21 protein-coding genes and 1 pseudogene are annotated in these 26,788 nt (G+C 43.6%); 14 read left to right on the forward strand and 8 right to left on the reverse strand.

Going from position 1 to position 26,788, the window contains the following annotated elements:
• Positions 1 to 53: 53 nt before the first annotated feature.
• The 7 genes from GCHA_RS02650 (at position 54) to GCHA_RS02680 (ending at position 7,902) form a co-directional block, all read left to right on the forward strand.
• On the forward strand, positions 54 to 689 hold the full coding sequence (locus GCHA_RS02650; protein ID WP_007984740.1) for a cation efflux transmembrane domain-containing protein: 636 nt from the start codon (positions 54 to 56) through the stop codon (positions 687 to 689).
• Complete coding sequence (locus GCHA_RS02655; protein WP_039991981.1) at positions 686 to 1,051, forward strand: DUF3703 domain-containing protein; 366 nt, start codon at positions 686 to 688, stop codon at positions 1,049 to 1,051. Before GCHA_RS02650 ends, GCHA_RS02655 begins: the two co-directional genes overlap by 4 nt.
• Positions 1,038 to 1,922, forward strand: coding sequence for a cation diffusion facilitator family transporter (locus tag GCHA_RS02660; protein WP_007984745.1), 885 nt, complete (start codon positions 1,038 to 1,040; stop codon positions 1,920 to 1,922). Before GCHA_RS02655 ends, GCHA_RS02660 begins: the two co-directional genes overlap by 14 nt.
• Positions 1,923 to 2,009: 87 nt before the next feature.
• The gene (locus GCHA_RS02665) at positions 2,010 to 2,405 is read left to right on the forward strand and encodes a hypothetical protein (RefSeq protein ID WP_007984747.1); all 396 of its coding nucleotides are present in this window, start codon (positions 2,010 to 2,012) and stop codon (positions 2,403 to 2,405) included.
• Between the two features lie 72 nt (positions 2,406 to 2,477).
• Positions 2,478 to 3,800, forward strand: a complete 1,323-nt coding sequence (locus GCHA_RS02670) for a TolC family protein (RefSeq protein ID WP_193362813.1) — start codon at positions 2,478 to 2,480, stop codon at positions 3,798 to 3,800.
• Entirely contained in the window at positions 3,797 to 4,735 is a 939-nt protein-coding gene (locus tag GCHA_RS02675; RefSeq protein ID WP_007984752.1) for an efflux RND transporter periplasmic adaptor subunit, read from the forward strand. The genes GCHA_RS02670 and GCHA_RS02675 overlap by 4 nt, the downstream gene beginning before the upstream one ends.
• Before the next feature lie 53 nt (positions 4,736 to 4,788).
• Positions 4,789 to 7,902 carry an efflux RND transporter permease subunit gene (locus tag GCHA_RS02680; RefSeq protein ID WP_039991983.1) on the forward strand — a complete coding sequence of 1,038 codons (3,114 nt, stop codon included), beginning with the start codon at positions 4,789 to 4,791 and terminating at the stop codon, positions 7,900 to 7,902.
• A gap of 309 nt (positions 7,903 to 8,211) precedes the next feature.
• Here GCHA_RS02680 and GCHA_RS23135 read toward each other — a convergent pair whose 3' ends face one another.
• The 4 genes and pseudogenes from GCHA_RS23135 to GCHA_RS02695 form a co-directional block, all read right to left on the reverse strand.
• Positions 8,212 to 8,364, reverse strand: coding sequence for a DUF4113 domain-containing protein (locus GCHA_RS23135; RefSeq protein ID WP_318248913.1), 153 nt, complete (start codon positions 8,362 to 8,364; stop codon positions 8,212 to 8,214).
• A 128-nt stretch (positions 8,365 to 8,492) separates the two neighbouring features.
• A pseudogene (locus GCHA_RS23140) lies at positions 8,493 to 8,651 on the reverse strand (DinB/UmuC family translesion DNA polymerase); the annotation flags it as partial.
• A 501-nt stretch (positions 8,652 to 9,152) separates the two neighbouring features.
• Positions 9,153 to 9,842, reverse strand: coding sequence for a hypothetical protein (locus GCHA_RS02690; protein ID WP_007984760.1), 690 nt, complete (start codon positions 9,840 to 9,842; stop codon positions 9,153 to 9,155).
• Between the two features lie 77 nt (positions 9,843 to 9,919).
• Positions 9,920 to 10,564 carry an RNA polymerase sigma factor gene (locus GCHA_RS02695; protein WP_007984763.1) on the reverse strand — a complete coding sequence of 215 codons (645 nt, stop codon included), beginning with the start codon at positions 10,562 to 10,564 and terminating at the stop codon, positions 9,920 to 9,922.
• A gap of 637 nt (positions 10,565 to 11,201) precedes the next feature.
• On the opposite strand from GCHA_RS02695, the gene GCHA_RS22300 reads away from it, so the two are divergent.
• The 4 genes from GCHA_RS22300 to GCHA_RS02715 are packed head-to-tail and all read left to right on the forward strand — an operon-like array spanning position 11,202 to position 16,314.
• On the forward strand, positions 11,202 to 11,831 hold the full coding sequence (locus tag GCHA_RS22300) for a hypothetical protein (RefSeq protein WP_007984765.1): 630 nt from the start codon (positions 11,202 to 11,204) through the stop codon (positions 11,829 to 11,831).
• 2 nt (positions 11,832 to 11,833) lie between these two features.
• The gene (locus GCHA_RS02705) at positions 11,834 to 13,816 is read left to right on the forward strand and encodes a TnsB C-terminal domain-containing protein (protein ID WP_007984767.1); all 1,983 of its coding nucleotides are present in this window, start codon (positions 11,834 to 11,836) and stop codon (positions 13,814 to 13,816) included.
• Between the two features lie 10 nt (positions 13,817 to 13,826).
• Positions 13,827 to 14,942 (forward strand): TniB family NTP-binding protein, encoded by a 1,116-nt coding sequence (locus GCHA_RS02710; protein ID WP_007984769.1) that lies wholly within the window; start codon positions 13,827 to 13,829, stop codon positions 14,940 to 14,942.
• Positions 14,929 to 16,314 (forward strand): TniQ family protein, encoded by a 1,386-nt coding sequence (locus GCHA_RS02715; RefSeq protein WP_007984771.1) that lies wholly within the window; start codon positions 14,929 to 14,931, stop codon positions 16,312 to 16,314. The genes GCHA_RS02710 and GCHA_RS02715 overlap by 14 nt, the downstream gene beginning before the upstream one ends.
• A 222-nt stretch (positions 16,315 to 16,536) precedes the next feature.
• On the opposite strand, the gene GCHA_RS02720 is transcribed toward GCHA_RS02715, so the two are convergent.
• Entirely contained in the window at positions 16,537 to 17,406 is an 870-nt protein-coding gene (locus GCHA_RS02720; RefSeq protein ID WP_007984773.1) for a WYL domain-containing protein, read from the reverse strand.
• A 255-nt stretch (positions 17,407 to 17,661) separates the two neighbouring features.
• Between GCHA_RS02720 and GCHA_RS02725 the strand changes: the two genes are divergently transcribed.
• Both GCHA_RS02725 and glnE read left to right on the forward strand, forming a co-directional pair.
• Positions 17,662 to 17,961 (forward strand): GIY-YIG nuclease family protein, encoded by a 300-nt coding sequence (locus GCHA_RS02725; RefSeq protein ID WP_007984775.1) that lies wholly within the window; start codon positions 17,662 to 17,664, stop codon positions 17,959 to 17,961.
• A gap of 100 nt (positions 17,962 to 18,061) precedes the next feature.
• Positions 18,062 to 20,956 carry a bifunctional [glutamate--ammonia ligase]-adenylyl-L-tyrosine phosphorylase/[glutamate--ammonia-ligase] adenylyltransferase gene (glnE, locus tag GCHA_RS02730; protein ID WP_007984777.1) on the forward strand — a complete coding sequence of 965 codons (2,895 nt, stop codon included), beginning with the start codon at positions 18,062 to 18,064 and terminating at the stop codon, positions 20,954 to 20,956.
• Positions 20,957 to 20,990: 34 nt separating this feature from the next.
• Here the strand turns inward: glnE and GCHA_RS02735 are convergent, their stop codons facing one another.
• Complete coding sequence (locus tag GCHA_RS02735; RefSeq protein ID WP_007984779.1) at positions 20,991 to 21,608, reverse strand: toxin co-regulated pilus biosynthesis Q family protein; 618 nt, start codon at positions 21,606 to 21,608, stop codon at positions 20,991 to 20,993.
• A gap of 59 nt (positions 21,609 to 21,667) precedes the next feature.
• A complete protein-coding gene (gene lpxL / locus GCHA_RS02740) occupies positions 21,668 to 22,600 on the reverse strand; it encodes an LpxL/LpxP family Kdo(2)-lipid IV(A) lauroyl/palmitoleoyl acyltransferase (protein ID WP_007984781.1) in 933 nt (310 codons plus the stop codon).
• A gap of 172 nt (positions 22,601 to 22,772) precedes the next feature.
• Here lpxL and GCHA_RS02745 point away from each other — a divergent pair, with 172 nt between their 5' ends.
• On the forward strand, positions 22,773 to 26,291 hold the full coding sequence (locus GCHA_RS02745; RefSeq protein ID WP_007984784.1) for a PAS domain-containing hybrid sensor histidine kinase/response regulator: 3,519 nt from the start codon (positions 22,773 to 22,775) through the stop codon (positions 26,289 to 26,291).
• A 43-nt stretch (positions 26,292 to 26,334) separates the two neighbouring features.
• Here the strand turns inward: GCHA_RS02745 and GCHA_RS02750 are convergent, their stop codons facing one another.
• On the reverse strand, positions 26,335 to 26,592 hold the full coding sequence (locus GCHA_RS02750) for a DUF3081 domain-containing protein (RefSeq protein WP_007984786.1): 258 nt from the start codon (positions 26,590 to 26,592) through the stop codon (positions 26,335 to 26,337).
• Between the last annotated feature and the right edge of the window lie 196 nt (positions 26,593 to 26,788).

Genomic DNA, 26,788 nt, shown 5'->3' on the forward strand with positions numbered 1-26,788 from the left:
ACTAGGTATAGACTTTACACTGTAGCTATAGTTTTGGGAATAGGAGTTGAACAATGAGTGGATGCGGCTGTGAAGTGGAAATCAAAGATGCCTCACAAAAACGGGTTCTGTATTGGCTGCTAGGTATCAATGCGACGATGTTTTTCGTTGAGATGACCGTGGGTATTTTGGCTGACTCTACTGCTTTGATAGCAGACTCTATGGACATGCTAGCGGATGCGGTTGTTTACGGCATAGGTATTTATGCTGTGGGTAAATCTATACTTCACAAAGCCAAAGCTGCGCAAATCAGTGGTTACTTTCAGTTATTGCTGGGCGTGATCATTCTCATTGATATTACCAGAAGATTATTCTTGGGCAGTGAGCCTATCTCATCATTAATGATAGGAATGGGTTTCATTGCCCTAATTGCAAATGTCGCTTGCTTGATGATTATTCGAAACCATAAAAATGACGAAGTACATATGCGAGCTAGCTGGATTTTTTCAGCTAACGATGTCATTGCCAACATGGGTGTCATCATAGCCGGAGTTTTAGTGGTATGGCTTGATAGCAGAGTACCGGATCTGGTTATCGGCTGTATCGTGTCGGTTGTCGTGCTGCGCGGAGCGTGGATGATCCTGAAAGACGCCAAGCAGGAAGTACTTAATAACGAAGTACAGAAAGGTAAAGTGGGTGAACCACTATGACATACAATAAAGCCGTTAAGCCGCATATCGATTCCAAATTGACAGATTACTCAGATGCAATGTCTAACAATAATGAGAGGCAGGCATTTGCAGCGCTGGAGGATGCGCATGTAATTGGTCAGCACTCTACTTATTACCATTGTTTAATTCATTATAAAATGCTGCGACATGGCCTTCTAAACAAAGATTGGAGAGCCGTTTTTGGACAAGTAATAAGAATAGTTGGTGCTGCAACCAAAACAGCTATCGGCCTTGTACCTAAAGGGAATACAGGCGGCACTGACATCAGCCCTTTTAAGCGACTGCCAATCAACGCTGAAAATCAAGCGATATTGGACAAAATCAACCATGCACAATCATAACCACAGTCAAAGTGATAACAGCGCATCAAAACGTATTGGCTGGGCATTTTTCTTGAATGTCGTATTCACTATCATTGAATTTATCGGCGGATGGCTGACAAACAGCACGGCTATAATGGCCGACGCAGTGCATGATTTGGGCGATAGTTTATCCATTGGTACTGCTTGGGGCTTAAATAAACTCAGTGATAAAGAAGCAAATGCTACTTTTTCCTACGGCTACAAGCGTTTTTCACTCCTTGGGGCGTTAATTAATGGAGTTGTACTAACGGCTGGTTCGATTTGGATTTTGTTCGAAGCTATTCCACGATTACTGGCCCCTGAAATGCCCCAAGTGGAAGGCATGTTAGGGTTGTCTATATTCGGGATAGCAGTCAATGGCTTTGCAGCGTATAAACTCAGGGAAGGAAACTCCTTAAATGAACGAGTATTAAACTGGCATTTGCTCGAAGATGTTCTGGGATGGGTCGCAGTACTGATCGTGTCGATTGTGCTGATGTTCAAGCCTTGGGCGATTTTAGATCCCATTTTATCTATTGGCTTCACATTATTCATTTTATTTAATGTCATTAGAAATCTAAAAGAAACCTTACTGCTATTTTTACAAGCGACACCTGACGCACAGCAAATGGAAGAGGTTCATAAAGTGCTTATGTCTAGCGATGATGTGATGGATATCCATCATTTTCACATTTGGTCTTTGGATGGAGAGCACAGCGTTATGACTGTCCATGTGGAGCTGAATGATGATATTTCTGTATCTCAACTTAAGAAACTCAAGGAACAACTTCGTCACGGCCTAGCTGGGTTCGATTTTGTGCACACTACGATAGAAATCGAATTTGCCGATGAAGATTGCCGTGATGTGTAATCCAATGATAGAAACACTTTGTATCAGTTGGTCGATTGGTCTTAGTTCGAATACCTGTTAATATGAAAAAGATGAGAGTAGATAGATATGTTTAGTGTAAGGGTGACAAGCTACCTGTTGATTTCGCTGATTTTGTTTCAGTCGTTTTCTGCTGTCGCCAAGTCCTTGGATTTTCATGCTATTGATTCGCAACATCTAAGCGAATTACATGAACATCAGGCGGGAGATAACACCGCTTCTGTGAAGACGCATGCTCAACTGCAATCTAACGAACAACTTGATACTGATAACGCCCCCGTAGATATTTCTCACAATCCTGCTGATTGCCACCATTGTGGTCACTGTCATGGAACCCATGCCCAATGGCTTGGAAATAACACCGCAATTGAACTTGCTTCGGTTGCCACCCATCACGGTTTCTATTACTTATCAAAAGTAGTAGATGCACCGGTCACGCAATTACTACGCCCACCTAAAGCATAACCCCTGAACTAATCAAACACCGTTCGCCAACAGCTTGGCGATATATATTTTTGATAATTTAGGAATAAAACAATGATGCATATTTCATTGAGCCGCCCTGTGCGTGTGCACGCTTGGGTGATTTTCACGATGCTTGTTCTTCTGACAACACACACCGTGGTAGTAGCACAAACAAACAGTATCACCAATCGCAAAATGACCTTGCAAAGCGTCATACAGCGAACATTAGCGAATTCGCCCGAATTGCATGAGTTCACATATAGGCAACAAGCAATTGAGGGAGAAATCAAAACTGCGTCTCTTAAACCAGCCCTCAACGTAGGCATTGAAGTGGAAAACTTCTTAGGAACAGGCGAGGTCTCTGGCATTAAGGACACCGAGCTGACTCTCACATTGTCGTCGGTCATTGAATTGGGCAATAAACTCAACTCGCGTAAGGCGTTTGCTAAGGCGCAATCCACCTTAGTCGAAGCGCAAAAACAAGTGCACACCTTGGATGTACTGGCTGAAGTGACACGTCGCTACATCGATGTACTGGCGCAACAAGCGTTAATTGACGCGCAAAAAGATGCAGAAACACTTGCTCGATATACCTATCAAGCTGTCACAAAACGCGTGGATGCAGGTGCTTCCCCTGCATTTGAACAGAAACGCGCTGAAGCAGCTTTAGCAAGATCCAGATTGGATGTGGTGACCGCACAGCAAACTAAGCAAGCCATGATAAATAGTCTGGCTATTATGTGGGGGGAAAAAGATCCCACTTTTACTGATGTGGAGGGAGACTTATTTGCGCTGCAATCGTCTCCTTCGTTAACCGCGCTTTTCACCACCTTATTGGACAGTCCCAATCTTGAGGTCTATACGCAAGAATCGAGATTGCAGGCTTCTCAAGTCCGTCTTACTCAAGCAGCTAATCAATCGGATTTAAGCTGGACGGCTGGTATTAGGCGCATGAATGGCATAGATGAAACAGCCTTTGTAGCAGGCGTGAGTATGCCTCTGTTTGCCGGTGACCGAAATCTTGGCGAGTACGAAAAGCAGCGAGCAATTCAGGCACAGCTAGAACAACAAAAAGAGTCAGCGACGCAAAGCCTATACCATCAGCTAAATATGGCCTTGATGATCAGAAACAATGCGCTGCTCAATGTACAGACACTGCAAAACTCTATTATCCCACCCTTAGTTCAAGCGCTGGAATTAGTAGAGCAAGCCTATATAAACGGACGATTCAGCTACCTTGAATGGGTGAGTACACGTCAAGAACTACTCAATGCCAAACAAGCCTTAATTCAATCAGCGAAGCAAGCTCATCAGCGTGGTGCAGATATCGAATCACTGACTGCACAGCCTCTTGTGGATACGATCAACACCTCTTTTTCGAGAAAAGCAAAATGAACAAAAATATATTAATTAAGAAGCAAAACACGCTGTTAGTTTTCATTGTTTGCAGTGCCTTGGGATTTTTTTCAAGCACCACAATACAAGCAGCAGAAGGCGAGCATGGTAAAGAGGAAGCCCATAAGGATGAACGCGTATTCATGTCAGATAGCTTGGCGCAAAAAATGGGCGTAATGACGCAAAGTGTGCAAACGGGTAATCTCAATATTACCACCACTGTCTACGGAAATATTGTGACCGACCCTGCTTCACTGAGTCATGTGCGTGCACGATTCGACGGTATGGTGACCAAGGTCAATGCAAATTTAGGTAACAACGTTAAAAAAGGCGAGACACTGGCGGTAGTTGAATCCAACGAAAGCCTGAAAAGCTATCCCGTTACCGCGCCGTTTTCAGGCACCGTGATTGCCAGACATGCCAATGAAGGCGAGTTATCAAATGGCCAAGTGCTATTTTCAATCGCAAACTATGATGACGTGTGGGCACAGCTTAAAGTCTTCCCACAACAGCTATCAGATATAGCAGAGCAGCAACCCGTTCAGCTTAGCCTGTCAGGGGCAGCGTTAGACACCACTATCCAACATATCTTACCCTCACCCGATGAAAAGCCTTATGTCTTGGCGTATGCCAAAATATCCAATACCTCAGGTCAATGGCCGGTTGGCGCAGCTATCAAAGGCCTTGTCACTATCAACACCGTTGATGTCGCAATGATGGTGCCTAAAGCGTCGATTCAAGAGTTTGAGGATGCTTCTGTCGTGTTTGTCAAAGAAGGTGACGAATACCGTCCCGTGCCCGTTACCTTAGGTCAACAAGATAACCACAATATTGAAGTGTTATCAGGTCTGCACATTGCAGATGTGATTGTCAGCCAGAACAGCTACCTGTTTAAAGCCGATTTAGAAAAGTCGGAGGCAGGTCATGATCATTAATAACTCAATGCTATCTATTTGGTCAGGCGTCTCTGTTATTGGGGGGCGAACACATGATTGAATCCATTTTACGTTTGTCCATAGAGCGACGAGGGATAATGCTAATGTTGATCTTCCTTGTGCTGGGCATGGGGATATTCAGTTATCAAAAATTACCTATCGATGCGGTACCCGATATCACCAACGTGCAAGTGCAAATCAATACACAAGCACCGGGTTATTCGCCTTTGGAAACCGAGCAGCGGATCACATTCGTAGTAGAAACAGCACTGGCGGGATTACCTGACCTGTCCTACACCCGCTCTTTATCTCGCTACGGGCTATCTCAGGTAACAGCGGTATTTGATGAAGGCACTGATCTGTATTTTGCGCGTAATCTCATCAATACCCGATTAGGTGCAATCAAAAGTCAGCTACCTGAAGGGTTAGCGCCTGAAATGGGACCTATCGCTACTGGGTTAGGCGAAATCTACATGTACACCTTGCGAGCCAAGCAAAATGCCATGCAAAAAAACGGTGAACCGTACAATGCCATGGCGCTTCGCGAGATACACGACTGGATCGTAAAACCGCAGCTCGCACTGGTTAAGGGGATCACTGAAGTCAACGCCATTGGTGGTTACGTAAAACAATATCATGTGAATCCTGAACCACAGAAAATGCTGAATTTTGACATTGGTCTAAGTGATATCCATCGTGCGCTGGAGCGAAACAACACGAATCAGGGGGCGGGGTTTGTTGAGCGAAATGGGCGACAAATACTGGTGCGCTCACAAGGTCAACTTCAGACACTTAGCGATATAGAAAATGTGGTAATAAAACGCATTAATACTGTCCCCGTTGCGGTGAAAGACATTGGCAGTGTAGTTATTGGTAAGGAGCTGAGAACGGGTGCGGCAACGCAGGAGGGTGAAGAGACCGTTTTAGGTACAGCAATGATGCTAGTCGGCGAAAACTCACGAGCCGTTGCCCAATCCGTTGCCAAAAAGGTGAAGGACATTCAATCCAGCTTACCTGATGGAATTGTCATTGAGCCAGTCTACGACCGCACCCTACTGGTCGATAAAGCTATCGAGACGGTTCAGAAGAATTTAGTAGAAGGGGCGTTATTAGTCATAGTGATCTTGTTCATATTGCTTGGCAATATTCGCGCCGCGCTCATCACTGCGGCAGTTATTCCGCTAGCGATGTTGGCGACCATCACAGGGATGGTTAATACCGGTGTGTCTGCCAATCTGATGAGCCTTGGGGCTTTGGATTTTGGATTAATTGTCGATGGTGCGGTGATCATCGTAGAGAACTGTATCAGGCGGTTATCCGAGTCTCAGAAGCGCACAGGTGGAGTCTTGCCACTAAAAGAGCGGCTAGAACTGGTTTTTCAAGCGACCAACGAAGTCATTCGTCCTAGCTTGTTCGGTATATTGATTATTACTGTGGTGTATATCCCGCTGTTCTCATTGACAGGCGTTGAGGGCAAGATGTTTCAGCCAATGGCGGCAACGGTCATCATGGCGCTGATAGCAGCGATGCTGTTCTCTATTACCATTGTACCAGCGGCAGTCGCGATGTTTATGGGCGGAAAAGTCAGTGAAAAAGAAAGCTTTATTATTGTTGCAGGCAAATCCGCCTATCGCCCCATCATTCACCTTGCACTGAAATTACGCTGGATAGTGCTTGTCGGCTCAGTCGTGCTAGTAGTAGGCAGCTTATTGCTGGCAGCGCGACTAGGCTCTGAGTTTGTTCCCCAGCTTGACGAAGGAGACATCGCACTCCACGCCATGCGAATACCGGGCACAGGTATTGAGCAAGCCGTCGAAATGCAAAAAACACTTGAATCTACCCTGATGGAATACGAACAGGTACTTACAGTTTTTGCGAAAACCGGTACCGCAGAAGTAGCTACCGATGCGATGCCGCCCAACGTAACCGATACCTTTGTGATGCTAAAACCACGAGCGCAATGGCCAGATCCAACTTTGTCAAAAGCGGATTTCGTAGAAACCCTTGAGCGAGACTTACAAGCGGTGACAGGCAATAACTATGAGTTTACCCAACCTATCCAAATGCGCTTTAACGAGTTGATAAGTGGAGTAAGGGCTGACCTTGGTATAAAAGTCTTTGGAGATGATTTAACCACGCTTGTTGCCTCTGCAAACGACATCTTAACGGTTTTGCAATCAATAGACGGCGTGGCGGATGCACGACTTGAGCAGGTCGATGATATTCCTATCTTCACTATCAACCCTAAGCCAGTCGAGTTGGCACGTTATGGATTGGACGTCGCCGATTTGCAGGAGTGGTTGGCGTCAGCTATCGGGGGTAATACCGCTGGCTTAATTTTTGAGGGAGATAGACGATTCGAGTTGCTTGTGCGATTTGATGAAGGTATGCGCACAGATTTAGATGCCATTGGCAGCACTCCTATTATTACATCCGATGGGGAATTTGTACCGTTATCAGAAGTCGCTACACTGGGTTACTCGTCTGTTCCCAATCAAATTAGTCGAGAAAACGGTAAGCGTAGAGTCGTGGTTACCGCCAATGTCAGAGAACGCGACTTAGGGAGTTTTGTTGACGAAGCAAAAATAAAAATAACCGAACAGGTTGCACTGCCCGCAGGCTATTGGCTGGATTATGGTGGCACGTTTGAGCAGCTTGAAAGTGCCAGTCAGCGACTGTCTATCGTGGTGCCTGCCACGCTTTTTCTAATACTTGTGTTACTAGTGGTGGTGTTTGGCTCATTTCGTGATGCCTTGATCATCTTCACTGGCGTGCCTTTAGCCTTAACGGGTGGTGTTTTCGCGCTCTGGATGCGTGACATGCCACTGTCTATATCTGCCGGAGTTGGGTTTATTGCGCTCTCTGGTATTGCGGTACTAAACGGCTTAGTGATGTTGTCATTTATTAAACAGCGAGTACTAGAAACAGGTGACTTAATTAACTCAATCGTTGACGGAGCTATCACAAGATTGCGTCCGGTTTTGATGACAGCACTGGTAGCAAGTTTAGGCTTTATTCCCATGGCACTTAATGTCGGAACGGGGGCTGAAGTGCAAAGACCGCTTGCAACGGTGGTGATTGGCGGGATCATCTCGTCCACTATTTTAACGTTGATCATATTACCGGTTTTATATCGGATCATGCATTCGAAACTAATCAAAGTATGATGGTTAGGCACCGTATTGCAAAAGGTACGGTGCTCTTCGTCTGGAAATTCAAAACAATTGAAAATGATTACTGAACTGTATATTCACCAATAAGAAGCTTATTCACCGGAATACTAAAATTAACACCAATTCAATCAAGGTCGAATGATGATCTGCACATTGGCACATACCGGAATCAAGAACCGTGTGGCCTGAACGTCCGCTCCTTGTCTTCAGCAGACCGTCAAACGAACTATGCTGAATGACCGCTTATCGCTCAAAACGGACGGTCACCATTTATGCGACAGTAGAAAAATGTATGCTCAATTGCTAACAAATTATCTTTGGTATATCGCTCCACTTTGTTGTGTATTGTGGCGATAAGAAAGATCGCCGCATGGCAAACTTTTGCTCAAACCCTTTAGCTGCGATGTGCACCGTTGAGCGGCCATATTTCGCATTGATTCTGTCCATGCAAGACATGAGTTTATTGTTGTCATTTGGGGGGGTAAACAAATCGTATTGAAACAGCGCTTCATTGTGTAACCCATCGAACCCACCCCGCACCTATAATATCGCACGTCAGGCTTATATAACTGTGACATCGCATGCTCAACAACCTTTAGAATATTCATCGTGTCATTAGTAGGTACAGCAAAGTGATGAAAGTGGGACTTCCTGAAATAGCCTTCAGTGTCGTGCGGTGAGCTGGTTGCAAATAGTGTCATACTGCTAGTTAAACTTTTCTGTTTGCGTAGCTTAGCTGCCACTACTTCAGCATGGCTAGCTAAGTGTCTACAACACTGAGGGAAAAGCAGCTATTAGATTTTGCCATCTAGAAATGATCTAGTGATAATTTGCATTCTCCCTTCGCCTTCATTTTAACAAAACAATCATTACACCAAGTACCTAATGCTTCCCCAAATTCGGGCACAATAAAATTTGATTCGATTTTTTCATACGTGTAACTAATGCTATGTACATTCTCACCAGTGTTGATTGGGCGCTCACATCCAAAGCAATCACAGAAATATTGCTCAGTTGAATTAGCCATATTCTTTTCCTTATATTTTTGAAAGCTGATTATTGTTCGTGTAGTAAAGTAAATTTATACTATTTTTTTCCACATTTTAACACATAAATTGACCGAACTAATTTGGCAAATAAATGTTATTTCGTTAAATGCTGCGGGCAACATTAGGTGCAAAACTAATCCAATAAAGGCTCAATTTTGAATGTTAACTTGCAGCTAAGTCAAACCGACCAGACTTTTATGAATCCGCAGGAATATTATTTAAAATATTCTTAACTTTCATTGAAGACCAAGACACTTTGGCTACTTTTCCATCACCTTTTGACATATTTTTCCGGTCGACAATTCTTGCTTCGAAATCAAAGGTTTCACTAATTTTTACAGCTAACAACTTATTAAAATTACCTTGGCGTTTTACGCTAACGACTTCTTTTTTCTTTTCTGGCGTAATCGTTTTTATTTCAATGTAATCGTTTCCTAAACGACCATCAGAACCTTGGGTTCGTGGCTTATGCCGCTTGATTCCGAATGTTATTTCTGCAAATATTTCACCAAGCTCTCCGAAAATAGGGAGATATCTCCCTGTATGTTGCTTATAACAAACAGCGTCGTGTACAAGCGCTTCAAATATTTCGACCAATTGTGTATCTGCATTTGGATATCTCGTTCGTAGTTCTTGCTCATGGAGTTGCTCATTCATCCACTCCCAACTGATCCACTCGCCATCATCCCAGATGGCATCAGAAGAACCTTCAACCACCCGTCCTGTCATGGCACATCGATTTTCCATAAAGCCTCCTATGCATTTAATACCGCTGTTAGCAGCTATTAAAAAACCCACCAAAAATTTTTCAATGTAAAAAATAAAACCACCGCGACACCAAGTAAAATCCAAACACAAAACATCTGCTTTGAATTTGTTATTCACAGGATAAAGCTTCAGTTTTCTCGCCCCCCACCGACTTGTCGTTATAGCTCATGGGCCATTCACCTAACATCAACGCCTTATAACTCCGACGTTTCCAACAAAGTGCTTTTCGCCCTATTGAACTTCATCCTGACAGCGTCTTTGGACATATTTAGTTTTTCGGCAATTTCAGGATAGGTCTTCCCTTCACCTCGCATTTTTACAATTTCCAAAAGCTCACTGGGGATATCACTTTTATTGAGCACCTCAAGTACGTCCGATAGTTGTTTGTCTAACGCCTTTTGGTTCGAATTATTTGCTTCCAGAAGTGTTTCAAGCCAATCATCGTGGCTTTGTCCTTCGCTCTCATCAATCGAGCTTGGCCCAGTAAGCCTCGCTTTATAACGAGGGATACCTGTCTCTTTATCTTTTCCCCAAAAGTATTGCCTTGTAGTTGTGTATCGACGAACCGATGTATAGAGATATTTTGTCGTCAAGCAATCTTCCTCACCATATGAAGAAAGAGCCTGTTCGTATAGTGGCCAACTTTTTCCTTTACGTTTAATTATCTTCAACAACTTCTCAACAGCATCAGCTCTCGCCTCAGACGCAATTTCAAAATACACATTTGAGTTTTTGATGTGTGAGCCAAGATTATTTCTTACTAACGCTTCAGTCTTTTTAATAAACCCCTCATTTATCGATATCAACGCTGCCGCATCTTCAACTGTTGTTGGTTTCATTATTATTCTTTCCTAATATGTTATTTTTCATGTTCCCTTACGCCGCTGATGCATAGATATTTAAAGGTCTGAACAATCCATCATTAGCTCTCACTCCAAAGTTATTTTCTACCTGTCGTTCGCTTTTTAACTATCAAACACTCGTTATTAAGAGCAAAGAAGCAATGTTTACGAACGGTTTAGCTAGAAAAATATTTTCACTACCTTGTTCGCTTTTTAACTCCTAAACACTCGTTACTAAGAGCAAAGAAGCAATGTTTACGAACGGTTTAGCTAGAAAAAATATTTTCACTACCTTGTTCGCTTTTTAACTCCCAAACACTCGTTGTTAATAGAGTAAGAAAAAGCCCAAATTAGGCATGTGACAAAATAGTCTAAAAAACATGCAGATTATGACTTTTACGCACTTAATTTAGATTATGTATTAAAACGACTGCATTTTAGGTTTTGATTCAAATACATAGGTATGAGTGAACTAATACTTTGAATAAATAAGTATATATATCAAGTATTTAAAAAATAAAAAGTGGCTTACTTACATTTGACAAGTTTGGATTTTGAACAACATTTGATCGTCCAAAGAGTTAAAAAGTGAAGAGTTAGTCACAGAAAAACAACAACCATAGAGGTGAATACGATGAAGCAACGATGTATTAAAGGCGCGACGCTTTTCAATCCAAGAATTCGTTTTACATCAATCAAGAACCTCGCGACGTTTGAATGCGATAGCCGCTGGGAATGTGATCTCCTCATTGACTTAGAGTTTGATAGTTCAGTTAAACAATACGCTACCCAGCCAATCAGTTTCACCTATGAGTACAAAGGCAAAAAGCGCCGCTACACCTCTGATATCGCCTTGATACGTCAGGATGGCAAGATAGAGCATATCGAAGTAAAAGATGCAAAATATGCCGGCTCTCCAGCGTTGCGCGATAAGATTTCGCATCTGTCGCACTTATTGCAGACACATCAAAACTCAAGTTTGACGCTTGTTACATCCGACGATATCCATAGTGATCCTGCTCATGAAACTCGTCACATCCTCTACAAATACATGAGTATCAAGGTTAGTGATGCGCTAAAGAAAATGGCTATTCGCGCTCTGTATAAATCAGATATGTCTATCCACGCACTAGAAACTCGCTTTATCCAAAAAGGCGCAGATAAGACCATCGTGTGGGCTTTTTTAGCACAACACTATTCATCCATATCGTTTGGCGGCAACCCAGCGATTTCTTCACACACCATCATCAGTTGGAGCAAGTAAATATGAGTATGTTAGTTATTCCTAAAAAATCTACATGTGAGTTTCGTGGCCTCACCGGGGTCATTGATGAAGTGAATGAACGCTATGTCGTGATGGATTTTGATGAGGGTGGTTTGAAGATGTTTGCGCCACATCAGTTGCATGATGCCTATGCGGAAGGTGAGTTTAAAATTCTGCAAGCCAAGTCGGTGAATGTTGTTAAAAACATCTTGGATACAGTGATGAGCGATAAATACCATTTTATCCAAACCACCCTCACGTTTATGCATGAGTCTGGTATTCCAATGTCTGCACGTATTGCTGCACAGGCCATTGAGCACGCAGTGTCAAAGCATGGTCTTCTTGAAGGAGTAAAGCCAAGTGCGTCTGCTGCAAAGCGATGGTACAAAAAATGGGCAGATAACGGCAATAGCGTCTCCTATGTATTAAACAAGAGTAAAGAGCGCCGCCGCAGCCAGTTCACGCGGGAATGTGAAGCATTAGCAGATGAAGTCATTGCAGAAAATTATCTACAACTACATGGCTGCTCGGTTGCACACACTTACCAGCTATTCTTGGATGCATTTAAAGTGCATCAACCTGATTGGGAGCGTGCTAATAGGAAAGATAATGCCCAAACAGGCGATGTCATATCGACGATAAAGCCCATGAGTCGCTCAACATTTTATGCCTATGTAGACAAGTACGACGCCTACGAAGTTGACAAGGCACGCCTTGGTGTAAAGACCGCCAGAAAGAAGCATCGTTCTGTTAACAGCAAGATTGTCACCAACCGACCATTAGAGCGCGTTGAAGTCGATGCTGTGCACCCGAATATCTGTCTTGAGGTCAAGCATGATGATGGCACCATCACGTATGAACGACCTATTGTGTATGTAGCGTTGGATGTCCATACAAGACTGGTTGTTGGGTATGTCGTGGATTACTCCGAAGGCAAACCGGGAGAAACCGCCAATGCTGTTTGTCAGCTTATCAAGCAGATTTGCGACCCGTTCAAATCGGGGAAGCATACGGGTATACACTTCCCTTTAGGCGGTAAGCCGGAAAGTATTGTATCTGATTCTGGTGCCGCATTTAACGCCATGACAGTGCAAATGATGATGGGCACACACACTATTAAGCATCATGTGACACAGAAGGCGTCTCCATGGAAAAAACCGTTTGTTGAGCGCTTTTTTAGCACGCTAAAGATGCAATGTATGCATACACTTCCGGGGTATGTTGCCCCCCGCGTTCGCGGTGTAGAGCTAGATAATACACTAGAAGAGCTTGCTCAACTGAGCAAGGATGAATTTGAAACCAAGCTAGAAACCTACATTCTGAGCATCTATCACCATAACCCGCATAAAGGTTTGGATGACTGGTCACCGATTGAGACGTGGGAAGCGATCAAAGATAGCTGTCCACCTCCAATCCTGTGTGATTTTAGCAACCTCGACCAATTTCACGGGTTGCGTGCTGAGCGCACCATTTCGCCAGCACTCGGCTTCTCACTCAATGGAGTGAAATACAATTGCCCAGAGCTTCAAAACTTAGGCCATGCATTGGCTCGCAGAAATAAGAACAGGCCCGGTGCACGCAAAATCAACCTGATGTATAGCACATCCGATATATCAGAGGTCACTGTCATCAATCCTCTCGATAATGACGAACTGATCTGTGTCCCATCTATTTCAAAGTATGTTGCCCAAGGCACAACGCTTGAAGAGTTTAAAGCCTTTAAAAATGCCGCTAGAGGCAAAAACAAAAACACGCATGCTATGGGGGCAACAAAAGGTCGAGAAACGTCCAAGAAAAAGGGTACTAAACCCACCGCGCAAGCCACGTCTATCGATGCTGCTCAGAGTGAAACTATTCAGATGTTCAACGATGCCATCGGTAAACACGCAGAGAGCCATAGCCACAAAAAAGTGACGAAAGGAACGATGCCTACGGCGGCCCCATCAGCCACAACCACCAGCATGCAAGCGTCACCGCGCAGATAAGAGGACAATTATGAGTCAGCCAAATACATCTATCAACACAGTCCGTAAGACGGTAAATCAACCACAAGAGGTCATCAATATGTCATTAGCTATTTCTAATACACAAAACAACCCACAACATAAGGAGTCTACTATGTCAGTAGCCAATACAACCGCTGAGCTTAACGGCGCAGAACAACTCGCATCTCTCGCAATCTGGAATGAGCAATTGGTAGGCGCAGAGCGCATGATTAAACGCGGTCTGCGTTATCACGGGATCAAGTCTACAGGCATGATAATTAAGGGGGATGCAGGGACGGGGAAAACCCACTTCGCCAAAAAGCTCAAAGAAGAGCTTACGGCACGATCAGTCACTATTGCCGATCACGATACAATGCCTGTTTTGATGATTTCGGCTCCTCAACAATCAAAAGTACCAGATATGATACAAAAGCTTTTGTACGAATTAGGCGATATCAAACCTAATCAGGGAAAGCACAACGACAAGTTAAATCGTCTGTTCCGTTTGCTAAATGAGCTAAAAGTAGAGTTGATTATCGTGGATGAAATTCACGACTACTTACCCAAAAAGGGAAATTCTAAAAACTCGGCAGCTTTATCATTCCTAAAACTTTTAATGGATGAAGCATTAATTCCTATATTGTTCATGGGAACAGAGAAAGCAAGTATGTTGAGCACAATGAGCGACGAATTAGGCAGTCGCCTGCGTTATTCATATACGTTCTCAAAGCTACCCTATGGTGTCGATGATTTTAGTAAGAAAGATTTCGCTGAGATGGCCACTGCTTTCGCTGAATATTTGCCTCAACAAAATAGAAGTCTCAACTTCGTTATGTTTAACGAATGTGGTGTTAAGTTCAACAACACTAAATTGTTAGACCGCCTATATGTCGCAACTAATGGTCTACCACGGGGGTTGAGAGATCTCTTTTTAGAAATAAATATTGAGATGGAAGACGACTCAGATTTTTCTCCAAGCTTAGATTCACTTGCTCGCATATATGCTGGATTAGAATCGATGAACAACTATATCGATTTCAATCCATTCACAGTTAAGAGTAAGACGATCAATGCCTATATTGGTAATGCGTCAGCAACACAAGGAGACATCAATGAAGCAGCTTAATAAACGCATGCCTTTTCGACCTTTGCCTTATCACGGAGAGTTATTTAAGGGTTACATCATTCGTTTAGCATCTCGTAACGGGCGGGATCAGCTAAAGGATTTTGTAAATGCTTTTGAAATTGCAGCATCCGCAAAAAGGATTTATGTCGTCGGTACACCTGAGCACAATAAGTTTTTGCATGTCTTATCAGCCTCAATGGGAATGGACTCGGAGGTGCTCGCTGAATACTTTAATCAGGAAAACGAGATTCAAATGCTTGATTGGCTTTCTTCTCGACACATTCTGGTAAATCGCCCCAATATCTGCCCCAAATGTGTCAAGAAATATGGATATCTTAAAGCGGATTGGCATTTATATTACGCGACCCATTGCCATGAGCATGAGAGTAAGCTTTGGAATAGCTGTCCGAATTGTGGGAAGAGTTTTACGTGGAGTGCTAGGTTGTATCAAGGTTGTACTTCTTGTGACTTAAAGTGGAAAGACGTTTCACCAATTAAAGCTGAATTACCACAATCACAAGTTGCTTTGGCAAGTCTGAAAGGTTCAAAAAAATTGGAGTTGATAAAGAGGATAATTCTAAAGCTAAACGTTGGCTTACGACCATTCGATGCTTCTTTTCAGAAGCTTCAAAATATTGAGACCTACGTCCCTGATTTGGAATCCCACATTGAGCATGCATACCAGTTAGTGCACTCAAAGGAGGCTATTGCGAAACTAAAAATTGACAGACTTACGCACTGGCAGTCAAAAGTAGGAGGGGAGCCACAAACTGCACTATTCAATAAAATTGAAGCTGCAAATGACGACGTATTTGATTGTTTTGATCCTCAGTCAAAAAGCCAGATTGCTCAATGCGTTGAACCTAAGGAGTCTAGCCATCTCGTTCTAACTTCGCACCGTCGCCTGAACGCTAGTCCAGATAAAGCGTGTCTTGAGTTAACTTGGCCCCAACTCACAAGTCTACTCAAAATAACTGAGCCTCGAATAAAGTCGCTTATCAGAGAAGGCAATATACCGGGGCGAATGCACGTGAATTCACCAAGCAAAGTTTCGCCAAGCCGAGTAGATGATGTTATTGAGTTATTTCGAGATATCAAACAGCAGTCCTTGCCGATGAATGCATCGAATGATGAAGAGTGTCACAATGCTTTGATAGCTTGGGGCGATGACAAAGCATTGTCAAAATACAAACTCAAAACACATGATTTAGTAGAACATGTATGGTCAGGCAAATTGCCAATTTATGCGCCTGACCATCACGATCACTTGTTTGACGATTTTCATTTTTGCACATCGTCACTCGATGAGATATTTGGGAATGACTCTGCTAACACCGAGTATCGAAAACATACCAAAAAACAATCTGCATAAATTACCTTCAATGCTAAAAAGCTGCTATCAAGCAGCTTTTTTTTCGCCTATAGTTTAGGACTCAATATTTAACTGCAAACCATTGATTTTACTTATTATAAAAGGTCATTGATAGTAGGATTTTTTTACAAAAATTCACTTAAATTCGGAGAAGTTGACATTTCTTATTTGGACGACTTCTATAACTTATTGTTTTTACTAGATTAATCTGAAATCAAAAGTTCATTCTGCTAAAATTTCACATGCTATTGCCAAATTATCCACCTTGTTTAACGTAAAACGATTTTGCAGCCATAATTGATATTCAGCCCCTTCAAGTACCCCTCGTTCGGTGCAATCAACATTCCAACGCCTTAGCAGATATCCAGCCATTGCGGCCCTAACATTGATTAACAGTTGGCTATTTTCCATGCCGTAATCCATTTCGATCGCTGTGGCATGTTTGACATTTTTGGGATGAGGCACGAGTTGTAAAGGGATACGGCGCTGCCACTCTTGATCTGCGGGTGCTTGCTCGCTCTCTTTCCCTGACTCTTTTAACGTCACTTTGCTTATTCGCGTTAAAACGAAATCGCGAAAGCTTTGGCTTTTGCGATCAAAAGCACGCACATGCCAACGCAAGCCGTTGTCCACAATAGAGTGCGGTACTAGCTCTCTGGCCCCTGAACCGCTTGACAGCGAGGTATAAATCACGCTGACTGCTTTCTTATTCAAAATAGCTTGCACCAAGCGCGCAACAATAAAAATGTTCGGTACGTTTAGGTTCGACGGTGACTCAACTGGGTAATCTACATCGCCAATGGCATCAAAGCCGTCAGAAATATCATTCGCCAGTTTAACTAAGGTACGAGTAGCATCATGTTCAAACACCGGTTGAAACTGTTCAGTTTGAAAGTAGCGCTTTTCAGCAGTGTGATAACGAAGGTTATTTGGGGCTAGGGTTTTATAAAGGCTAAAATCTTTTGAGCTGGCTGATAAACCCACTTCAAAACGATTGATTAAATCTTGTCGATATATCGCCCCTTTGAACAGCAAGCAAAAATCGATGTAAGCGAGACGTTGTTTCTGGGCAAATCCAAGTGTATCTAACATGTTCAAACTCTGGCACTAACAAAGGCTAACCAGTGTGGTTTGTTTTCACTCGGTTGTAAAGCAATCACATTTATTAGTCATAGGTTAGAGCGAGGTTATATATTCAGCCAGCGTGTGACACTTTACATTGATTTACTTTGCCCTGGGCAATGTGCTTGTGCTTCATTCTTTGTGCCACACGGTTTGTTTTTGTTTTATGGTTGGAGTTTATATGTGAAACTTTAATATTTTCACATATAGGATGTTATACGCGACGTGCAACCTTGGTTTTTGTACATTATTGAAAACAAATATCAGCATTATTACACTGGGATTTGTAAAGACTTGAGCAAACGTTTTGCTCAACATCAAAGCAGTGGTCCCTTATGTGCGAAAGCGTTGCGCGGCAAAGGCCCGTTAAAGATGATCTACGCGGTTTCATTAGTCGATCACTCCGATGCTTTAAAAATGGAGCTCTGGGTAAAAAAGCTCACTAAAGCCAAAAAAATACAATTAATCAGTGGTAAGTTAGCCTGCCCTTTCGATGTTAAGCTGGCGTCACTTGTGACCCTTTGACTCGAATATGTTTGGCATTTTCTAAGCTGTGCACATGTGTTGCAACTTAAGTGAGTAACGCACTGGGCACATCTTAATCAACCCGTTAATAGGTCTGTTTATGCACACGTTTCCTGTCACCGAGAATGTATCACCTGAATTACTGGCTATTGGCGAGCGCCATTGGCAAGCTCTGACTGAGCACCACTCGTTTAACCCTCAATGGCAGGTACACAAAGCGCAAATTTGTCAGGTGTTTGCATTGAGTGATTTTGTCGCTCGCCAGTGTATTCAGCACCCACAATTTATCGATGAGTTACTGACCCCTTTTAGCCAGCAGCCAAGTGAGCCCGATTACACCGAGTTGCTCAAATCTGCCTTAAGCGATGTAACCGACGAAGATCAGTTACACAAAACCCTGCGCTTATTTCGTCATCTGCACATGGCCCGTATTACCCTAGCCGATGTGACCAATACGCAAACCATTGAAGATTCTTTGTATCGTGTATCGGCTTTATCGCAAGCGCTTATTGTGCAAGCCAGTTTGTGGCTGCGCACTCAGTTATCTGCGCGCTTTGGCTTGCCAATGGGGGAGCTAGGGGAACAGCACATGTACATCATAGGCATGGGTAAGCTAGGCGGGCGAGAGCTAAACTTTTCTTCTGATATTGATTTGATTTTTACTTATCCAGAGCAAGGCATGACTCAAGGTGGGCGAAAGTCTATTGAACACCAGCAGTTCTTTACCAAATTGGCGCAAAAGCTCATCACCGCGCTGCATCAAATTACTGTAGACGGCCAAGTGTATCGAGTCGATATGCGCCTGCGCCCCTTTGGAGAAAGTGGCCCCTTAGTCATGCATTTTGCCGCCATGGAAGATTACTACCAAGAGCAAGGCCGAGAGTGGGAACGCTACGCCATGGTTAAAGGCCGTGTGCTCAACCCTGATGACACTTACTATCCAGAAATTGCTGACATACTTAGGCCGTTTATTTACCGCCGTTATTTAGATTACAGCGCGCTTGACTCGCTACGTAAGATGAAAGCGATGATAAAAAAAGAAGTACGTAGACGCCAACTAAGTAACAATATCAAACTTGGCCAAGGGGGCATTCGAGAAGCTGAGTTTATCGTTCAAAGTTTGCAACTTATCCGTGGTGGGCGCGAACCTGCACTGCAAGAGCAAGGCTTACTGCACAATTTACAGCTACTGATCGACATGGAGATCTTACCAAGCAAAGACGCCACAGCCTTAAAGCAAAGCTACTTGTGGCTGCGTAAGGTAGAGCATTGCTTGCAGCAATTCGATGATAAACAAACCCAGGTACTGCCCGATAACGACATAGATAAACGGCGCCTGTGTACCATATTAGGTTTAAAGGATTACCAAGAATTTAGTGCTCAACTGGCAGAACATACCGGTGTTATTCACGAACAGTTTTTACTGCTTATTGGCGAAGAAGCCGCACCTGAATTGGATAAAGACGACGATGCGCTTTCGCCATTAGAAGACTTATGGTTATTGCCGTTGTCCACTGAGGAGCGTGAAGAGCTGCTCGGACAGTGGCTTAACCAAGAACAGGCTCAACCCTTTAGCCATGCCTTAGGGGAGTTTGCTGACAGCTTAAGCGCTAGTCGAATTGGACAGCGGGGCGAGAACATTCTGAATAAGCTCATTCCACAGTTGCTGTTGATCATTTTGCAGCAATCTCCTGATACGGCGAGTCAAAGCCTGAACCGCTGCTTACAAGTGTTTCGCGCTATTTATGGTCGTACAGCGTATTTGGATTTGTTGTTTGAAAATCAGGGAGCATTGAAGCAATTAGTCAGCTTGTGTTCTTCCAGCCCGTGGGTGACTGACCAAATAAGCCGTTTTCCTCTGTTGCTTGATGAATTGCTAAACCCAGCGCAACTGGTTAACCCCACAGAATTAACTGAGTATGACGCTGAACTCAGATTGGCAATGTTGCGCGTAGACGAGACCGACTTAGAACAGCAAATGGAAGCCCTACGGCAGTTTAAGCTTTGCCAACAACTTAAAATTGCCGCTGCAGATACCACTGGTGTGTTACCTGTGATGAAAGTCAGCGATCATCTGACCTTTCTTGCCCAAAGTATTATTCGCCAAGTGGTGAACTTGGCGTGGCAGCAAATGACCGAAAAATACGGTGAGCCAGACTATCCACAAGACCCAACTGAACAACACGATATGCTCAGCCGAGGTTTTGCGGTCATTGGCTACGGAAAACTGGGCGGTTATGAACTGGGTTACGGATCAGATCTTGATCTTGTATTTCTGCACAATTGTACCAGTAGAGCAGCAACAAACGGCCCTAAGTCTATTGAATCTGGTTTATTTTATCTCAAACTCGCACAACGTATTTTACACCTATTTAATACCAAAACCGCATCAGGCAATCTGTACGAAGTCGATATGCGCTTGCGCCCATCGGGTAGCGCTGGGTTACTTGTTTGTCATATCGATGGCTTTAGTGAATATCAAACCCAAACCGCCTGGACTTGGGAGCATCAAGCACTAACACGGGCGCGCTTTATTGTAGGTAGCCCGAACCTTGCTCAAGCATTTTCAGTGGTGCGTCACCAAATACTTGCGCAAAAACGTGACCTTAAACCACTGCAGGAAAGCGTCACGCAAATGCGAGAAAAAATGCGCAAGCATTTAGGCTCTTCCTCAAAAACTGGATTCGATTTGAAACAAGACAGTGGTGGAATAGCAGATATCGAATTTATCGTTCAATATTATGTATTGGCTTACGCGTGGGAGTTTCCCGCGCTGACCAAGTGGCCTGATAATGTGCGAATTTTACACCAATTAAAAGCCAGCGAGCTTCTCAGTTCACAAGACACCGAACTACTAGCCGAGGCTTACTTAACCTATCGCAACACCAATCACAGATTAGTGCTTCAGCAAGTAGAACAAGCCCCAGATGGCGGTGAGTTTAGCGCTTTGCGCGAAGGCGTAGTGCGTATATGGCAGCAGATATTTGCGGAGTAACCTTATAAGGCTTTGGTTGCGGCTAACGTTAAGATTAGCGAACGACTTTACAGTTATCTTGTAAGTATTCACTGTTAACCGCGGTGATCACCAGTGAGCGCTGCTTAGGACATACATAGGCTTTGACGGTACCGTCAAAGTTGCTATCAATCGCTCTGGCTATTTCATCTAAGCTACCGACGATGGAATTATCAATTTGAAATGGGTGCTTAATAATAAAGTCACGATTAAGCTCCCAGATCACCTGCATGCCTTCAGATTGGGCGTACGTGATAATACTGTCTCTCAAGGTGGAACCAGCCTTAAAGGAGCGGTGCTTGTACTCACCGACCCAGTTAGCCGGTAGTGGCTTTTGCAGGCTTTCCATTTTGCGCAACCGTTCGCCTAAGGGCTTGTCTGACATATTGACCACATTGACAAAGTCACCAATATTTTCTTCTCGTGGATGGCGAGAAGACAGGCGATACTCGGCGTAAAAATCAGTCATATTCTGTGACACAGACTTTGGCCCTTCTCCGCCTTCAGGGATAGGTGCATTAATGTTTATTTGCTGCAACACAATAACGAAGATCGCAATCACAATCAGCGCCAGCGCTAATAGCGCGTGTCGCCACCAAGCAAACGATGTCGATTCACTGGGATTGTGTTTCATTACTTGCTTATTACCTAAATTAACCGTTTTGTTTACGGTGGGTTAATCGTCTTATGTGACTAATCATAAAGTGATGGCTCATCTTTACTGGGCCGCGTTTTAAAGCGTTTATGCATCCATAAATATTGCTCTGGTGCTTCTAAAACCAGCGTTTCTACCATTTTATTCATCCGTGCTACATCTAGTTTATCGTCACCAGAGGGGAAATTCTCCAGTCCTGGTAGCACTTTAATTTTATAACCGGTTGCGGTTCTAATGGATGCAAGAAAGACCGTCTCGCAATTTGCTTCTTTGGCGAACAACAAAGAGCCGGTTGTCGTCGCGGCTTTGTCCACTGCAAAAAAGGGCGCAAACTCACATTTGACTCGACCATAATCTTGATCAGGTAAATAGAAACACACCTCTTTTTCATTTAGCGCCTGAATCAACCCGCGTACATCACGCTTGTGCACCATGTATTTATTTGAGCGGTTGCGACCGTGATATTGCATGTATTCCATTAAGGGGTTGTTATGCTTGCGATAAAACGCCACCGAAGGGTTTCGCAGCCCAGCCACACGTACTGCAAACTCTAGGTTCATGTTGTGAATAGCATAAGCCAATACGCCTTTTCCTTTGGCTAAAATAGCCTCAATATGCTCGTACCCTTCAAACTCGCTCATTCGCTTGATACGCCACGTGGGCCACCACCACCCCATGCTCGCTTCTAAAACCGCCATACCGGCATTGTCTATATTGGCCTTAAGCATTTTCTCGCGTTGTTCAGGCGTATATTCAGGAAAGCACAGGGCTAAGTTACGTTTAGCAATTTGCACCCGTTTTTTTGCCAGCACAGATAATAACTTACCTATGCCTTTTCCGATGTACCTTTGCACGCCATAAGGCAGCCATGAAATGGTGTAGAGCAGTATAATACTGAGCCAAGTTAACCAGAATCTTGGATGAAAAAAGCTAACAGAAAATTTAGGGGCTTCAACAACAGATGGGCTCAAAGGTGGCTCCGGTGGACAAAAAGGACGGTATTGTAATCGACTAAAGGCTGATTGCTAATTAACTGAGTATATATTTTCATTTACATTAATCTATATATACTGAAAGTGACGTAAATTGATGACATTCAGTATTGCTGATAACGCTAAAACATTTTGAATAACCGGAAATTAAATGCCGCAACCTAACGTACTCGACGCTTACTATTGTGGTCTTGAAGCCGTAAACAGCGCCTCGTTACATATCAGCAAAGACCAACATATACAGTTTGCGAACAGCGCTGCCTGTACGCTATTTGGGTACGACGCTCAAACCATCACAACCATGTTGGTCAGTCAGCTATTAGAAAATTTTTATTCTGATAAGCATCAGCCTTTCGATGAGCATTTGTTTTACGCAGAAGCCAAAGACAGCGCACCGCTGAATGACATATTCAAGTGTATGATTTTAAACAACGAGCATCTTATTGCTGAGGTGAGCGTTAAACCTGTTGCATGGCTTGATACCGACCCATCATACGTTTTAACTATAAACCCAAGTAATATTCGCCCGCCTACAAGTAACGAAGTATACGACATTATTCATCGTATCAACGTTGCCACCACCGTTGCTGAAATCGGCGTTTGGGAGTTTAACTTAGAACAACAGAAGCTCATTTGGGATGAGCAAATGTTTATCCTGCACGGCAGCGACCCAAGCGGATTTAGTGGCAGCTTGAACGATTGGAGCGACTTGCTACACCCAGAAGATAAAGAAGATGCATTACAAAGTCTCACTCAGTCGTTAACCAATATTGAAAAACTTGATATCGCATTTCGTATCGTTACCCCTTTGGGAGACACACGGCATATTCGTGCTTTTGCGAGGCCCGTTCGCAGCCCCAATGGGGAAGTATCGAAAATCATTGGGGTTAATTACGACATTAGCGCACAGCAGCAACAACAAAAATGGTTAGAAAACGGCTTACACAGTAACGAACTACTGATTAAGGTGTTACGAGAAACTGATAACGCCGTTGTGATCACAGATGAAAACGTAAATATAAAATGGACTAATCCAGGCTTTACTCGCATTACCGGCTACTACCTTGAGGAGGTACAAGGCAAGAATCCAGGCCATATATTACAGGGGCTACAAAGTAGCCCTGAGAGTATTGCTCAAATGCGCCAAGCGGTTGCCCAGCGAGAACGCTTTAACGTAGAAATTTTAAATTACTGCAAAGACGGCTCGCCGTTGTGGCTTAAAATCAACAGTCATCCCACATTTCAAAATGGTGCATTCAGCGGCTTTATTGCCATTCAAAGTGACATTACCGAGCAAAAAAATGCCGAGCTCGCCTTGCTTAAAGCCAACCGAATCCAAAAAGCCATTCTTGATAGCGCACACTTGCTCATGGTGTCGTGCGACGCCGACGGGCGAATTTTAACCTGTAATCAAACCACCTTAACCGTGTTGGGCTATGGGCAAAACGAATTAAAACAAGACGCGAATATTCAACAATTTATGCTGCGCTCAGAGCTGCTCAAGTTTGCCAGCCAATCCAGTCAACACGCTCAACACCCTCTTGAGGCGTTTTTCTACCTTGCATCACAGGGTGAAGTGGATGAGAACGAATGGACATTTGTCACTAAAAACGATTATCAAATCCCTATGGAAGTGGCAGTTACTGGAATATTTTCTCCAGAGAACACATTAGAAGGCTACCTGTTAGTTGCTCGAGATATTAGCCAAATAAAACGCTTCAAAAAAGAGCGTCAGCGCCAACAAGATCTATTAGAAACCACAGGAGAAATGGCGAAACTAGGAGGCTGGGAGCTAGACCTGAACAGCAATAAGGTGACTTGGTCAGATCAGGTTTATCACATCCATGAATTACCTATTGGCTCTGAAGTTGATTTAGAAAAAGCCATGGAATATTACCCTGAAGAAGCTCGCCCTGTGGTAGAAGAGGCGATTAATAGCTCAATTGCCAACGGCAATAGATGGGATTTACAAGTCCCCTTTATCACCGCCAAAGGAAAGCACATTTGGGTGCGAGCGGTGGGCTATGCCGAATATCAAAATGATGAGCCTGTTATTCTGCGCGGCGCTTTTCAAGATATCACCGAGATGAAAAAGGCTGAAGAGCAAGCTAAAGAAGCCAGTCGCACCAAAAGCGAATTTTTAGCCAATATGAGCCATGAGATCCGCACGCCGATCAATGGCATTGTGGGCATGAACGATTTACTGTTAGCCACCGAGTTAACCAAAAAACAGCGACACTTTGCTGAACTAGTCCACAGTAGCAGTGAATCACTGCTGTTGCTGATCAACGATATATTGGATTTTTCTAAAATTGAGGCGGGTAAATTAAGCATTGAGTCTATCGATTTTGATTTGCATTTATTGCTTGGCAATATTATCGATACCTTTGCGAGTCGCGCTCAACAAAAAGGTCTTGAGCTGATTTTTGATTTACACCCAGATGTGCCCCAATGGATAGCAAGCGATCCGGGGCGTATCAGGCAGGTACTGAACAACCTACTGGGCAATGCGATTAAATTCACCCATCACGGGGAGATTATTTTACGCATTACGCTTGATGGCGAAAAACAGCTGAAGTTTTGTATTATCGATACCGGCATAGGTATACATGAAGATAATCAAGCAGCCTTATTTTCAAAATTTATGCAGGTTGATTCGTCCACCACTCGCAATTTCGGCGGCACAGGCTTAGGGCTCGCCATTAGTAAACAACTCAGCGAGTTACTTGGTGGTACCGTTGGTGTAAGCAGCCGATGGCAACAAGGCTCTACGTTTTGGTTTACAATTGCTTTAGAAGCCTTTTCCCGCGGGCATGGCACAAGTACACCGTGGTTTCCTGAACTGGATAGGTCGCTGCAGGTGTTAGTGGTAGACGATAACCCTACCCTCAGTGCCATTTTGGGTCAGTGGTTAACGACACAGAATATTCAAGTTTATCACGCACAAAATGCCTCACTCGCCTTAAAACGTTTACGCGAGCAGCAATTGAGTAGCGCTAAAATTGATGTCGCATTAATCGACACCAGCCTACCCGGCATCAACGGTATTGAACTGACCAAAGCTATTCGTAGCAATGATCAATTCGCCAAGCTGCATGTTATTTTAATGACACCCCACGACTGGTTAGAAACCGGTACAGCAAGTCAACTTTCAGGCCCAGTCAGTTATATTGCTAAGCCCGTAAAACCCGCTTCATTAGGGGCTGCATTTTCAGGTGCGCTGTCAAGCAGCTCTCCGGCAAAGGCAGTTCAAGAAGAGCCTGATGTAAAGCTGCTCAATAAGTACTTTCAAACCCCGAATATTTTATTGGTTGAAGATAACTTTATTAATCAACAAGTCGTGATTGAAATGTTGAAGAAGCTACACTGTAGTGTTCAAGTCGCTGAAAATGGCCAAGAAGCCATTCACACGTTAGAGGATGCAGACAAAGGGTTTGATCTTATCCTAATGGATTGCCAAATGCCGATAATGGATGGCTATGAAGCCAGCCGCAAAATCCGCAACAATCTACATAGTAACTACGCCTCAACGCTGCCCATCATTGCATTAACGGCAAATGCCATGAAAGGCGATAGAGAAGCCTGCTTAAGCGCAGGCATGAACGCCTATCTGTCAAAACCTATTATTTTGGCTGAGCTAAAAACCGAATTGCAAAAGTGGCTTAAATAAAGGCGCACAAGCGCAAGCCTTCTAACCTGCAAGCCTACATAGGTTAATAGTCAGTGTTAATCGCGTTGAGTTTCTTTTCAAACTGCTCCATGTGTTCATCTTTTTCATAATCAAAATGATATTGGTTATGAAAACCAAAGCGCAGTTTTACTAACTGGTCTTCCATGAAAATGGTGTAGCCGTCATAATCACTAAAGGCGGTTATGCCCCCCAGAAAGTAACCTTCCCCTTTTTTTTCACCGTTTTCGCGAATTTTTTCAAATATCGATAGGATAAACTTACTGTCCATTTCATTTTTCATATTGCCGCCTTTCGTTGCTTACTCTTGGTGTTCGCTTTGTATTTGCTTTATTAACTTAGGACGTCTGCAATTATTACGCCTGATTAAAATTGTCATCAAAAGCGAATAATGTTGTGCTCTTGAGTTGGTTATCTATTAGGTCATGCGGGCGAATGGGCATTTTATCAATATGCACATTTCCAATTTATCCATGGTG

It is taken from the genome of Paraglaciecola chathamensis S18K6 (assembly GCA_000314955.1).
Lineage (GTDB): Bacteria > Pseudomonadota > Gammaproteobacteria > Enterobacterales > Alteromonadaceae > Paraglaciecola > Paraglaciecola chathamensis.